Genomic DNA, 12,677 nt, shown 5'->3' with positions numbered 1-12,677 from the left:
GGAAAGCCGAACCGGCGACGGTCGGTTCCCCTCCCCGCAGTGAGGGGAACTGTCAAGACCACGTTCTCGCGCTCACGACCGCGACGCCGAAGAAGACGGGGTCGCGCCGGGTGGCGAGCTGGAGTGCGGGGTGGGGTCCCAGGAGGGCGTGGAGCGTGTCGACCGCGACGCCTCCGTCGTCTCCTTGGCCCAGGACACCCTCCCGGCTCCGGTCCTCCCGGTCCCCGCGAGCGCGATCACTCATGGTGACGACCCCCGCCCTGACCCCCTCGCCGTTCCACACCATCAGGTCGATCCGCGCGGGCGCGCCGCCCGGGGCGAGGCCGTCGAGGGGGAGCCGCAGGGCCTTCTCCTCGCTCCCGATGACCGCCGCGGCGTCCAGGACCACGGCCCGCGTGTACGGCTGCCGCGCGTCCTCGGCCATCACCACCAGGCCCCAGGCCGCGTGCCGGACCGTTCCCGTACGCGCCGGGGCGCCCGCGACCCACCAGCGGCCTCCACCCGCCGCGCGGACGAGAGAGGTCACGTCGGCGAAAGCCTGATAACCGGACCCGGTGGGCAGATTCCGCCGGGCGACCTCGGCGGCGTGCAGGGGCGCGTATCCCGGCATCCCCGGAGCGCGCACCCGGATGTCCTCCGCGGGAACCGCCCCCCGGCCGCCGCCCGACCAGTAGAGGCCCGCCCACAACACCTGGCTGCCGGCGGGCAGGTCGAGATCGGCGCAACTGGACGTACGCGTCGAGGGGTCCCTGTCGAGGTCGACCGGCACGCTCACGCCCGGATCCCGGCCGCCCACGGCGGCTCCGCAGGGAGCGGCCGGCGCGGCGGAGCTCACAAGCGCGTTTCCGACGACCCGGGCGAGGAGGCGGCCGTCCGCGGCGAAGCGCGCGGCCGCGCCCGATGCGCGCACCCCCACGGTCGATTCCGCGGTGGTCTCCAGCCGCCCCGACCGCACCCGCACCGTGAAGGCCCGGCCGGTGGGCGCGTCCGCCGCCACGGCCACCTTCAGGAAGATCGCCGTCACCTCACCTGCCGCGAGCGGTCCCCGGACGCACCGCACCACTTGGCCCGACGCCAGGCGGCCCGACGATTCACACGACCAGCCGTCGCCCGCGCCGCTTCCCGAACGCGCGCGCTCCGCGCGCCCGCCCGCCGCCCGCCCCTGACCGGCGCCGTCGCCCGGCTCGCGGTCCTCCCGCACGGCACCGTTCTGCCCCACGGCGCCCGGCTTCGGCTCGTGGCCCTGTCGCGTACCGCCGCCCGCCGCGCGGCTCCGGCCTCCGCGCCCGTCCTGACCCAGGTAGCGGACGCCGGGCGGGAGGGTCACCGTCGCGGTGACCTCGCCGGTGGCCGCGTCGCCCGCGTTGCGCAGCCGTACGGCGACGAGCCCGGACTGGCCGCGCAGCAGGGCGCCGAGCGGATCGACGGCGGCGACGAGCGCCTCTTTCGCCTTTCTCCCGCCGCCTGCGGCCTTCTCGACTCCGCCGGTGTCGCTCCGGCCCGATCGGGCATGCTCACGAGCCTCACGGCCGCGCTCCTCTGCCTGCGGGCGGCCATGTGCGGTTCCTGGCCGCACGAGTGGGGCGCGGTCGGTGGCCGGACGGCCTGCCTGCGACTCGCGCCGCTCACGAGCCCGCTCCGGTGCCTGCCGCGCCCCGGCCTGCGCGCGGGCCTGGACGCTGCCCCGCGTAGTTCCCTGCGCGCGGGCTTGGGCGCGATGGTCCTGGTAGGGGCGCCGGGAGAGCTGACCTCGCACTTGCTCCCGCTTGGGGGCCGAGGTGCCGGAGGCGTCCGCGTCGCGAGAGTCCTGGTCCCGACCGGCGAGGACGGTGGTCGTATCCGGCTCGCTCACCGCACGCCTGCCCACCTGTCCCCCGCTGCCCTGTCCGCGACCCGTGAGCCGCCCGGTCTCGCGGCCGGCACCCGCGTGCTGTCCGCCTGCGGGGCCCTGGACGCCGGAGGCCGCCGGTCGTCCGTCGTCGCGGCGTGGGGCCCGGTGATCCTCGCCCGCCCTGCCACGGCCGGGCAGCGATCCCGTGGCCTCCTGGCCCGTGGCTTTCTGCGCTGTGTCTTCCCCTGCCGTGTCTTCCCCTGCCGTGGCTTCCCCTGCCGTGGGCTCCTCCCGCGGCGGCCGCCGGTCGGCACCGGGGGTGACCCTTCCGGTGATCTCGGGCATGCCGAGCGCGATGCCCGCGCTCGGCCCGTCGGTACCGCTTACGTCCGCCGGATCGTCCGCGGTCTCCGGCGCCGGGGCGCTCACGGCCGTCCGGGACTCCTGGGCGCTCGGCCTCTGCGGGGCGTACGGGGACGCGGCGCCCGCCGACCCGGCGTGGCCGGTGGCGGCCCGCGAACGCGGGGCGGCGCTGTCCGGGGGCTGCGGGCGGTCCAGAGCCCGCGTCCCGTCCTGTCCTCTCGAGCTGCCGGTGAACAGCATGCCCGCCGGCTGGGCGACGAGCAGGAAGGCGGCGGTCGCGAGGGCGGCCACGGCGATGCCTCCCAGCACCGCGCGATGCGGCGTCGGCACGCCCCGCACCAGTGCGGACAGCCGCGCCAGCGCCGCCCGCGCACGGGCGAACGCCACCCGCGGCACCCCACCCGCCTTCGGGCCCACCTTCGCGAACACACGCCTGGTCATCGCTCGCGCACGGCCGTACATCGCCCCCGGCACCGCACCCACCTTCGCGTACGCGCGCCGCGTCGTCGTCCGGGCCCGGCCGTACGTCCCGCGCAGCAGCGCGTCCGCCCGTCCGCGCGCACGCCCTGCCGGACCGGTTCCGCCCTGGGCGGCCCGGACGGCCTCCCTCACGCGGCGGTGCGGACGGCTCGTCCACGCCCCCATGTGATGGCGCACGGCTTCCAGCCGCGCCCGTGCCCGGGCGCCCACCCTGCCACCCACCCGGCCACCCACCGGGCCGTTCGGCCCGCGCCCGCTCCTGCCGCTCGTCATGCCGCCGCCGTACGGCCGTGAGCCCGTGGCGGCCGCGGTGGCGAGGTCGGCGAGGTAGTCGTCCACGGCCGGCCCGGCGACGAGCTGGCCGACGACGGCCCGCAGTTCCTGCGTGAGATCGACCAGCTGGAGGAAGACCGACCGGCAGTCGATGCACTCGGCCACGTGGGCGTCGACCGCGCCGGCCTCCTGCTTGGGCAGGCCGTTCTCGACATAGCGAAGGATCATGGACAGGATCGGCCGGCACTCGGCACGTGGGCCGTTCTCCAGGTGCAGCCGCAGGTATGCCTCCCGCAGGCCCTGACGGGCCCTCCGGGTGAGAAGGGCCACGGCCCTGCCCGACAGGCCGAGCAGCGGGCCCGTGTCGGCGGGCCTGCCGCCCTCGATCTCCATGTGCCACAGCACCGTGCGCCAGCGTTCCGGCAGCGAGCGGTACGCCCGGGCGAGCGGCGAGCGCTCCAGCCCCGTGAGTTCGGGATCCACGTAGAGGGAGTCGCCGTCGGCCAGGTCGACCACTCCGGCGGCGGCGTAGCGGCGCACCGACGCGAGGAGGTAGGGCCGGAACGCGCAGGCGGGCCCGCCGCCCCGCCGCACCACCTCGAGCACCCTCGCGAAGGTCTCGACGAGGAGGTCCTCGACCACGCCCTCGCTCCGCACGACCTGCCGGGCCAGGGACCGCGCGGCGGCCGAGTGCCGCCGGTAGAGCGTCCCGAAGGCCGCGGTGTCGCCTCCCCGCACGGCCTCAAGCAGTTCCATGTCGGTATGCCGGACTTCTCTACGCATTGCGACCTCGCGATTACGATGAGTTGCACGGCGATACATTCCGCAGTCCGTGTCCTGGCTAAACCGCTGGGGCCTCTTTACTCTCAGTAGTCTTCGCACGCCACACCCGGCCACCCGGCCCGTACGGCCCGCACCGCGGGGCCGGCCGTACGCTGAGCCTCATGAGTGACCGCGAGAGACTGCTGGACGAGATCAAGAACAAGGGCATCGTGCACGGCCGGGTCGTGCTGTCCTCCGGCAAGGAGGCCGACTGGTACGTCGATCTGCGCCGCATCACCCTGGACGGCGTGGCGGCGCCGCTGGTGGGCCGCGTGATGCTGGACCTCACCGAGGACCTGGACTACGAGGCGGTCGGCGGTCTCACGCTGGGCGCCGACCCGGTGGCGACGTCGATGCTGCACGCCGCGGCGGCCCGCGGCCGCACGCTCGACGCGTTCGTCGTGCGCAAGGCGGGCAAGGCCCACGGCCTGCAGCGCAGGATCGAGGGTCCGGACGTCGCCGGACGCCGGGTGCTCGCGGTGGAGGACACCACCACGACGGGCGGGTCCGTGCTCACCGCCGTGGAGGCGTTGCGCGAGGCCGGTGCGCAGGTCGTGGGCATCGCGACGATCGTGCACCGGGGCGGCGACGAGGCGCTGGCCGCGACCGGCGTGCCGTACCGCTCCGCCTACTCCCTCACTGATCTGTCGCTCTACTGATCCGCGGATCGCTTCACACTGAACGCCTGCCGCTCGCCGGCCGGCCCGGGGGACCTGGCGGTTCCGTTCTCGAAGACCTCGACCGTGCTCGCGTCGTCGAGGACGACGTCGAGTTCGGGCTGGAAGTAGGACGCCTGCTCGCCCCGGGCCAGGTCCCGGTCGATGAGCACGTCGCCGCCGGGCACCCGGACGAACACGGGACACCGGTCGGCCCGGCAGACCACGCGGACGGTGGGCACGCGGGGTGTGGAGGGCTCGGCGGAGGGCTCGGCGGAGGGCCGCGCCGACGGGGTGGAGGCCGCGCCGGAGGCGGGCTCCTCCGAGCCGAACGTGGACAGCAGCGCTCTCGCCCCGACCACGATGACGGCGAGCAGCAGCACGGCCGCCAGACCGACCAGCGCCAGCCTGGCGATGCCGAGGGGATCAGACCTGTGGCGTCCCACAATCGCGAGAGTAGCGGGTGTGAGGCATATCTCAGTACTGACCGGTCACTTCTTGTGCGGCAGCACTTTCCCGCAGGTCATCCGCCGCCTCCCCATAGGCGCCGGCCCACGGCCGGCGCGTCCCACCGGCGGCTTCACCGGGGGGCGTGGTGGCGGCCCTTGGGGGCGGCGGTGGCGGCCCGGCGGTTCTTCATGACCTCGCGCACAATGGGGATCACCGAGAGAAGGATGACGACGAAGACCCCGGGAAGGATGTACTTGTCGATGCCCTCGACCTTGCTGCCGAGGAAATAGCCGAGCAGCAGCAGGGCCTCGACCCAGACGACACCGCCGAGGGCGTTCCAGACGAAGAAGCGGCGCGCGTCCATCTCCAGCACGCCGGCCACCGGGTTCATGAAGGTGCGGACGATCGGCATGAACCGCGCGGCGACCACGGCCTTCGCGGGACCGAACTTCTCGAAGTAGAACTCCGCCTTCTCGACGTGCTCCCTCTTGAACAACCGCGAGTCCGGCTTGTCGAACATCTTCCTGCCGACCTTCGCCCCCAGGAAGTGGCCCAACTGCGCTCCCGCGATCGCCGCCAGCGGTGCGCCGATCAGCAGAGTGGGCAGGGACAGAGGCGCGATCCCGAATCCCTGCGCGGCGGCGGCGGTGCTGAAAATTCCAGCGGTCACCAGCAGCGAGTCACCGGGCAGGAAGAACCCGACGAGCAGCCCCGTCTCGGCGAATACGATGGCGATGACGCCGATCGTCGCGAAGGCGCCGAGCATGCTCAGCCACCACTTCGGGTCAAGAAGGTCCAAGAGCACGTCCACGGGGCGAGCCTACCTGTCCCGGATGAGATGAGACTGAGAAGCGGCAGGGCTGTGGAAAACCGTGAATCGCGGAATGACCGTGGGTTTCCCGGCGCCCCACATACCCGGCTTTCCCGATCGGCCCGGCCTTCGGGATACTTGCCACGCCGCATACCGTCAGAAGGAGATGACTTCGCATGCCTATCGCGACTCCAGAGGTCTACGCCGAGATGCTCGACCGCGCCAAAGCGGGCGGCTTCGCGTACCCGGCGATCAACGTGACCTCGTCGCAGACCCTGCACGCCGCGCTGCGCGGCTTCGCGGAGGCGGAAAGTGACGGGATCATCCAGGTGTCGACCGGTGGCGCGGAGTTCCTCTCCGGCACCACCGTGAAGGACATGGTCACCGGGTCGGTGGCGTTCGCCGAGTTCGCCCGTGTGGTCGCCGAGAAGTACCCGGTGACGGTGGCGCTGCACACCGACCACTGCCCGAAGGACAAGCTCGGCTCGTTCGTCCGCCCGCTGCTGGAGATCTCCGCCGAGCGCGTCGCGCGCGGCCAGGACCCGCTGTTCCAGTCGCACATGTGGGACGGCTCCGCCGTGCCGCTGGACGAGAACCTCCAGATCGCCAGCGAGCTGCTCGACAAGACCGCCGCCGCCAAGGTCGTCCTCGAGATCGAGATCGGCGTGGTCGGCGGTGAGGAGGACGGCATCGTCGGCGAGATCAACGAGAAGCTCTACACGACGCCGGAGGACGCGCTGGCCGTCGCCGAGACCCTCGGGCTGGGCGAGCGTGGCCGCTACATCGTGGCCGCCACCTTCGGCAACGTCCACGGCGTGTACAAGCCGGGCCACGTCAAGCTGCGCCCGAGCGTGCTCAAGGAGATCCAGGACGCCGTCGGCGCCAAGTACGGCAAGGAGAAGCCGTTCTCGCTGGTCTTCCACGGTGGCTCCGGCTCCACCCTGGAGGAGATCCGCGAGTCGATCTCGTACGGCGTGGTGAAGATGAACATCGACACCGACACGCAGTACGCCTTCACCCGCCCGATCGTGGACCACATGTTCCGCAACTACGACGGCGTGCTGAAGATCGACGGCGAGGTCGGCAACAAGAAGGCCTACGACCCGCGCGCGTACGGCAAGGCGGCCGAGGCCGGCATGGCCGCGCGCATCGTCGAGGCGTGCCAGCAGCTCAAGTCCGCGGGCACCAAGATCAAGTAAGGGAACGCCCCGGCGGGAAACCCGAAGATCCATTCTTGTATCGATCTTCGGTTCCCGCCGGGCGGCCCATACCCCTCGGGCTCGTGACAGGTAAGACTGTCCCCATGGAATCGCACGAGAACCTCCTTGCCGGCCCGCCGCCCACCTTGCTGCCGGACACCCTCGAGGCGCGGCAGATGCTCGAGTCGGGCGCCAAGGCGGCAGACGTGGCGGCCCGCTTCCCCGCCTACTCGGCGGCCTGGGCCGCTCTCGCCGACGACTACTTCGCCGCGGGTCACGCCGTCACCTCGTACGCGTTCGCGCGCACCGGTTACCACCGGGGTCTCGACCAGCTGCGCCGGGCGGGCTGGAAGGGGCACGGGCCGATCCCGTGGGAGCACGAGCCGAACCAGGGGTTCCTGCGCTGCCTGAACGCCCTCGCCCGGGCGGCCCAGGCGATCGGCGAGAAGGACGAGGCCGAGCGCTGCGCCCAGTTCCTGCGCGACAGCAGCCAGGCCGCCGCGGAGACGCTCACCGCGAACTCCTGAACGACGTCTGAACGAGCGCCCGGACGACTTCCGGACGGCTGCCGGAACGGGGCCGTACGCGGGACGGCGAGCCCGTCTCGCGACTTAAGACTCCGTTCACCGTCGGCATGCCCCTCAGGTAGTCTCTGTGTGCAAGAGGCCCCTGCCGCGCTTGCGTCAGGGGCTTTCGTCTTGGTGCGGGAGTTAAACCATGCCGGCTGTCGTTCTCGTTGGCGCCCAGTGGGGCGATGAGGGCAAGGGGAAGGCCACCGACCTGCTGGGCGGCGACGTCGACTACGTCGTGCGTTACCAGGGTGGCAACAACGCGGGCCACACCGTCGTCATCGGCGACCAGAAGTACGCGTTGCACCTGCTGCCGACGGGAGTGCTGTCGCCCGACGTGGTGCCGGTGATCGGCAACGGCGTGGTCGTCGACCCGGGCGTGCTGCTCAGCGAGATCGACGGGCTGGCCGAGCGAGGCATCTCCTGCGACCGGCTGCTGATCTCGGCCAGCGCGCACCTGATCATGCCCCAGCACAAGGCCATCGACAAGGTCAGCGAGCGTTTCCTCGGCAAGGCCAAGATCGGCACGACCGGCCGCGGCATCGGCCCGGCGTACGGCGACAAGATCTACCGCATGGGCATCCGGGTCCAGGACCTGCTCGACCCCGGCATCCTCGGCAAGAAGATCGAGGCCGCGGTGGGCGAGAAGAACCAGATCCTCACCAAGATCTACAACCGCCGTGGGCTCGACCCGGCGAAGGTGCTGGAGGAGTACCTCGGCTACGCCGAGCGGCTGCGCCCCCACATCGCCGACACCTCGCTCGTGCTCTCGCAGGCGCTCGACCAGGACAAGGTCGTGCTGCTGGAGGGCGGGCAGGGCACGCTGCTCGACATCGACCACGGCACCTACCCCTTCGTGACCTCCAGCTCTCCCACCTCGGGCGGCGCCTGCGCCGGTTCCGGCATCCCGCCGACCCGCCTGACCAGGATCATCGGCATCCTCAAGGCGTACACCACGCGCGTGGGATCGGGGCCGTTCCCGACGGAGCTGCTGGACGAGCAGGGCGACTGGCTGCGCCAGACCGGCGGCGAGTACGGCGTGACCACCGGCCGCAACCGCCGCTGCGGCTGGTTCGACGCGGTCATCGCGCGGTACGCCACCCGGATCAACGGCGTGACCGACTTCTTCCTGACCAAGCTCGACGTGCTGTCCGGGCTTGAGCGGATCCCGGTCTGCGTGGCGTACGACGTCGACGGCGTCCGCCACGACGAGATCCCCATGACGCAGACCGAGTTCCACCACGCCACGCCGATCTACGAGGAGCTGCCCGGCTGGCAGGAGGACATCACCAGCGCCAAGACGTTCGAGGACCTGCCGCCGAACGCGCAGGCGTACGTCAGGGCGCTGGAGGAGATGAGCGGCGCCCCGATCTCGGCCATCGGCGTCGGCCCGGGCCGCACCCAGACCATCCAGATCCGCTCCCTTATCTGAGGATTAGTGGCGTACGCGCCCGGAACCGGAGGGTTCCGGGCCGCGGACGGGCGAGGCGGTAAGGTACGCCGCTGTGCATGGAAACGTTGAGCTGCACGGGCACCGTGGAGCGCGGGGCCTGAGGCCCGAGAACACCCTGCCCGGCCTGGCCTTCGCGCTGGAGCTGGGGGTCGACGCACTCGAGTTCGACGTCGCCATGTCCGCGGACGGGCAGCTCGTGCTCACCCACGACCTGCACGTGTCCGCCGTGACCAGCGCCGACACGGGCATGGCCGTTCCGGGGGACGAGATGTTCCCCTACGTCGGCAAGCCGATCATCGCGCTCACGCTGCCGCAGCTGCGCACCCTCGACGTCGGCGTACGGCTGCCCGAACGGCCGGACGACCGCTTCGCGCTCACGCAGGTGCCGCTGCCGGACACCCGGATGCCGACGCTCGGGGCGGTGCTCGGCCTGATCGGCGCTCTCGGCGCCGACCACGTGCGCCTCCACGTCGAGCTGAAGTCCGATCCCACCCGTCCCGACCTGTGCGCCGACCCGCGCCGCTTCGTGGAGGACGTCGTCCACGAGCTCGACCGGCACGACCGGTTGTCGAGGGCGGCCCTGCTCAGCTTCGACTGGCGCATCCTGGAGATCGCCAGGCCTCTGGTCGAGCGGCGGTACGCCCTGGTCGAGCGCGACACGATGACCCCCGCCTGGATGAACGGCATCCGCCTCGGCGAGGTCGGCGGCGACCTCGCGACTGCCGCCGCGGCGGTGGGGGCGACGACGCTGTCCCCCGACCGCGTGCTCGTCGACGAGGCGCTGATGACCGGGGCGGCCCGGCAGGGCCTGCCGGTCGTGGTGTGGACGGTCAACGAGCCCGACGAGGCCGCCCGGCTGATCGACATGGGGGTGGCCGGGATCGTCACCGACTATCCCGACCGCATGCGCCGCCTCTGGAAGGTCCGCGGCCTGCCGCTGCCCGACCCGGTGACCCCGCTCCGCCCTGTGGGAGCCTGAGCACTCGGACACGGGAAGAGCCCCGCCCGAGGCGCCGACTCGACGACCAGGGGCGGGGCTCCAGGGTCACCCACAAGAATGGCTTTCACAGCCGATTACCAGCCAAGCCCATCAGACCGTGCCCGTCAAGTAGCTGAGCGTCACCCGGCCCAGCGTGTCGCCGTCGCACGGCCCGTGCGGCTCACTCCTCCACGGACAACGCGCCGGACGGGCAGAGCTGTACGGCCCTGTTCACGGCGGGCGCGACGTCGGCCGAAGGCTCGGCGTCGAGCACCACGACCGTCCCGTCGTCCTCGCTCTGGTCGAACACCTGGGGCAGCGTGAGCACGCACATCCCCGCACCGATACACCGTCCGGTGTCCGCCTTGATCTTCATTGTTCCCCCAGCGACTTTCCTCACCACAGTACCGGCAGACGGTGCACACCGTAGATCGCCATATTGGACCGCAGCGGAACCTCCCGCGCCGGCACGGCCAGGCGCAGGTTGGGGAAGCGACGCAGCAGGGCGGGATAGGCGATGCGCATCTCGATCCGGGCGAGTTGCTGTCCCAGGCACTGGTGGATGCCGTGCCCGAAGCTCAGGTGCCCGTGCGCCGACCGGGTCACGTCGAGGGCGTCGCCGCCCTCGAACCGCTCGGGATCCCGGTTCGCCGCCCCGATGGACAGCGTCACCGACTCACCGGCCCTGATCAGGGCGCCGCCGACCTCCACGTCCTCCAGGGCCGTACGGGTCGGCCCGATGTGCACGATGCTGAGGTAGCGCAGCAGTTCCTCCACCGCGTTCTCGACGGCGGCCGGGTCGTCCCGTACGACGGCGAGCTGGTCCGGGTTCGTCAGCAGCGCGAACGTGCCGAGGCCGAGCATGTTGGCGGTCGTCTCATGACCGGCGATGAGCAGCAGCAGCGCTACGCCGCCGATCTCCTCGGTCGTCAGCTCCCCGCCCGCGACCAGGCCGCTCAGTATGTCGTCGGCGGGTTCCTTCGCCTTCATCGTGACGAGACCGTGCAGGTAGGAGTACAGGTTCTGCACCGCGGCCCGGATGTCCTCGATCGAGGAGTTCAGGTTCAGCAGCACCGCCGAGTCACGCTGGAACTTCTCCCGGTCCTCGTACGGCACGCCGAGCAGTTCGCAGATCACCAGTGAGGGGATGGGGAGTGCGAAGGACTCGACGAGGTCGGCGGGGGCGCCCTCGCGTTCCATGGCGTCGAGGCGGCTCTCGGTGATCTCCTGGATCCTCGGTTCGAGCTGCTTCATCCGCCTCACGGTGAACTGCCCGGTCAGCAGGCGGCGGTAGCGGGTGTGCGCGGGGGCGTCCATGCGGAGGAAGAACCCCGGCGTCAGGGGCTCGCTGCGGAACTCCCCGCGCTGGGGGATCGGCGAGTGCAGCAGTTCGGGGCGGGTGCTGAAGCGGTTGTCGGCCAGGATGGCACGTGCTTCGGCGTAGCCGGTCACCAGCCAGCCCTCGTGCCCGTCCGCGTACGTCATCCGCTGGATCGGCGCCTCGGCGCGGCGGCGCGCCAGTTCGTCCGGTGGGTCGAAGGCACGTTCCCGAGTCAGGGGATAAGTCGCCAGCCGGGGTGTCGCCTCTGTCATGACACGCTCCTGTGCGAGTGGAAACGGTCGATGTGTCGAGCGGCCCGCTCCCCCCACCTAACAACATCATCTGACATATCGCAATGACTGATTGCTCATGATTCCGGTCACGTAGCGTACGCGCTCGAAGCGAATGCCACGGTTGTCAGCCCGCCGTCCAGGGCCGGAGCTTGTCGGGGTTGAGTATCGCCCAGATGTGCGTGATCCGGTCGCCTGCGACGTCGAACGCCATCACCGACACGGTGACGCCCTCCTGCCGGCCCACAAGACCGGGCTGGCCGTTGACCGTGCATTCCAGGACCGTCACACCGGGTACCGCACTGGCCCTGTCCACGAAGAAGCGTGCGATCCGCTCGGCGCCTTGGACCGGACGAGGCTCGGCGGTGGCGAGCCCGCCACCGTCGCCGGTCGCGGTGGCGTCGGGAGCCAGGAGGCCGATGAGGGCGTCGATGTCCTTGGCTTCCCACGCCTGCTTGAAGTCCCTCACGATCCCGGCGCGCCGGGACGCCGGGGTCGCGGGAGCCTGTGCGTCGCGGATGCGGCGGCGGGCCGAGGAGGCCAGCTGGCGGCAGGCCGCCGGGGTGCGGCCGACGATCTCGGCCACTTCGGTGAAGGAATAGCGGAAGACGTCGTGCAGGACGAACGCGACGCGCTCGGCCGGGGTCATCGAGTCGAGCACGACGAGGAAGGCCATGCTGACCGACTCGTCCAGGGTGACCCGGTCGGCCGGATCGACCGTTACGCCGCCCGGCCGCCCGTCGATCCACTCCGCGGGCTCGGGCAGCGGCTCCGGGATCCATTCGCCCACGTAGCGCTCCCGCCGGGCTCGCGCCGAGCCGAGCAAATCGAGGCAGATGCGACTGGCGACCGTCGTCAGCCAGCCGCCGGGGGACTCGACGGCCTCCTGCCGCTGCCGCGACATGGCATACCAGCGGGCGTAGGTCTCCTGCACGACGTCCTCGGCGTCGGCCAGGGAGCCCAGGAGCCGATACGCGAGGTTGATCAACCGGCGCCGCTCGCTCATGATCACGCTCAGGCTCGGGTCGAGCCGTCCGCCTCCCGGCCCGGATGGGTTGGTCATGGTGTCGCCGGCCCCCTTGGTCGCATCCGTCCTCACTCGGTTCGACGAGACACCCCACCGAACTGTGAGGTCCCAATGCCGGGAGGTCTCGGTACTGGGAGGGGTCTCGGTGCCGGG

At 71.6% G+C, this 12,677-nt stretch carries 11 protein-coding genes; 5 read left to right on the top strand and 6 right to left on the bottom strand.

Features of this window, described 5'->3' with window-relative positions; translation table 11 throughout:
• Nucleotides 1-52 precede the first annotated feature (52 nt).
• The gene (locus FH610_RS09085) at nt 53-3,703 is read right to left on the bottom strand and encodes a sigma factor (protein ID WP_161627952.1); all 3,651 of its coding nucleotides are present in this window, start codon (nt 3,701-3,703) and stop codon (nt 53-55) included.
• Between the two features lie 188 nt (nt 3,704-3,891).
• On the opposite strand from FH610_RS09085, the gene pyrE reads away from it, so the two are divergent.
• On the top strand, nt 3,892-4,428 hold the full coding sequence (gene pyrE, locus FH610_RS09080) for an orotate phosphoribosyltransferase (RefSeq protein ID WP_139573843.1): 537 nt from the start codon (nt 3,892-3,894) through the stop codon (nt 4,426-4,428).
• On the opposite strand, the gene FH610_RS09075 is transcribed toward pyrE, so the two are convergent.
• Entirely contained in the window at nt 4,422-4,871 is a 450-nt protein-coding gene (locus FH610_RS09075) for a hypothetical protein (RefSeq protein WP_139573842.1), read from the bottom strand. The two genes, pyrE and FH610_RS09075, sit on opposite strands and share 7 nt — an antisense overlap.
• A gap of 134 nt (nt 4,872-5,005) precedes the next feature.
• Nucleotides 5,006-5,686 (bottom strand): DedA family protein, encoded by a 681-nt coding sequence (locus FH610_RS09070; RefSeq protein ID WP_240808851.1) that lies wholly within the window; start codon nt 5,684-5,686, stop codon nt 5,006-5,008.
• 176 nt (nt 5,687-5,862) lie between these two features.
• On the opposite strand from FH610_RS09070, the gene fbaA reads away from it, so the two are divergent.
• The 4 genes from fbaA to FH610_RS09050 all read left to right on the top strand — a co-directional run bounded on the left by fbaA (nt 5,863) and on the right by FH610_RS09050 (nt 9,886).
• Nucleotides 5,863-6,885 (top strand): class II fructose-bisphosphate aldolase, encoded by a 1,023-nt coding sequence (fbaA, locus tag FH610_RS09065; RefSeq protein ID WP_139573841.1) that lies wholly within the window; start codon nt 5,863-5,865, stop codon nt 6,883-6,885.
• Nucleotides 6,886-6,989: 104 nt separating this feature from the next.
• Complete coding sequence (locus FH610_RS09060) at nt 6,990-7,412, top strand: DUF3151 domain-containing protein (RefSeq protein WP_139573840.1); 423 nt, start codon at nt 6,990-6,992, stop codon at nt 7,410-7,412.
• A 190-nt stretch (nt 7,413-7,602) separates the two neighbouring features.
• Nucleotides 7,603-8,886 (top strand): adenylosuccinate synthase, encoded by a 1,284-nt coding sequence (locus FH610_RS09055; RefSeq protein WP_139573839.1) that lies wholly within the window; start codon nt 7,603-7,605, stop codon nt 8,884-8,886.
• A gap of 73 nt (nt 8,887-8,959) precedes the next feature.
• Nucleotides 8,960-9,886 carry a glycerophosphodiester phosphodiesterase family protein gene (locus FH610_RS09050; protein ID WP_139573838.1) on the top strand — a complete coding sequence of 309 codons (927 nt, stop codon included), beginning with the start codon at nt 8,960-8,962 and terminating at the stop codon, nt 9,884-9,886.
• Nucleotides 9,887-10,067: 181 nt separating this feature from the next.
• Here the strand turns inward: FH610_RS09050 and FH610_RS09045 are convergent, their stop codons facing one another.
• From FH610_RS09045 to sigJ, 3 genes are all read right to left on the bottom strand, one after another.
• The gene (locus FH610_RS09045; RefSeq protein WP_139573837.1) at nt 10,068-10,262 is read right to left on the bottom strand and encodes a ferredoxin; all 195 of its coding nucleotides are present in this window, start codon (nt 10,260-10,262) and stop codon (nt 10,068-10,070) included.
• A 20-nt stretch (nt 10,263-10,282) separates the two neighbouring features.
• The gene (locus tag FH610_RS09040) at nt 10,283-11,479 is read right to left on the bottom strand and encodes a cytochrome P450 (protein ID WP_139573836.1); all 1,197 of its coding nucleotides are present in this window, start codon (nt 11,477-11,479) and stop codon (nt 10,283-10,285) included.
• A gap of 145 nt (nt 11,480-11,624) precedes the next feature.
• Nucleotides 11,625-12,560, bottom strand: coding sequence for an RNA polymerase sigma factor SigJ (sigJ, locus tag FH610_RS09035; protein WP_139573835.1), 936 nt, complete (start codon nt 12,558-12,560; stop codon nt 11,625-11,627).
• Nucleotides 12,561-12,677 lie beyond the last annotated feature (117 nt).

It is taken from the genome of Microbispora catharanthi (assembly GCF_006334915.2).
Taxonomy (GTDB): Bacteria; Actinomycetota; Actinomycetes; order Streptosporangiales; family Streptosporangiaceae; genus Microbispora; species Microbispora catharanthi.
Note: the sequence above shows the minus strand (reverse complement) of the source record. Positions and strands in the feature narration are given on the sequence as shown.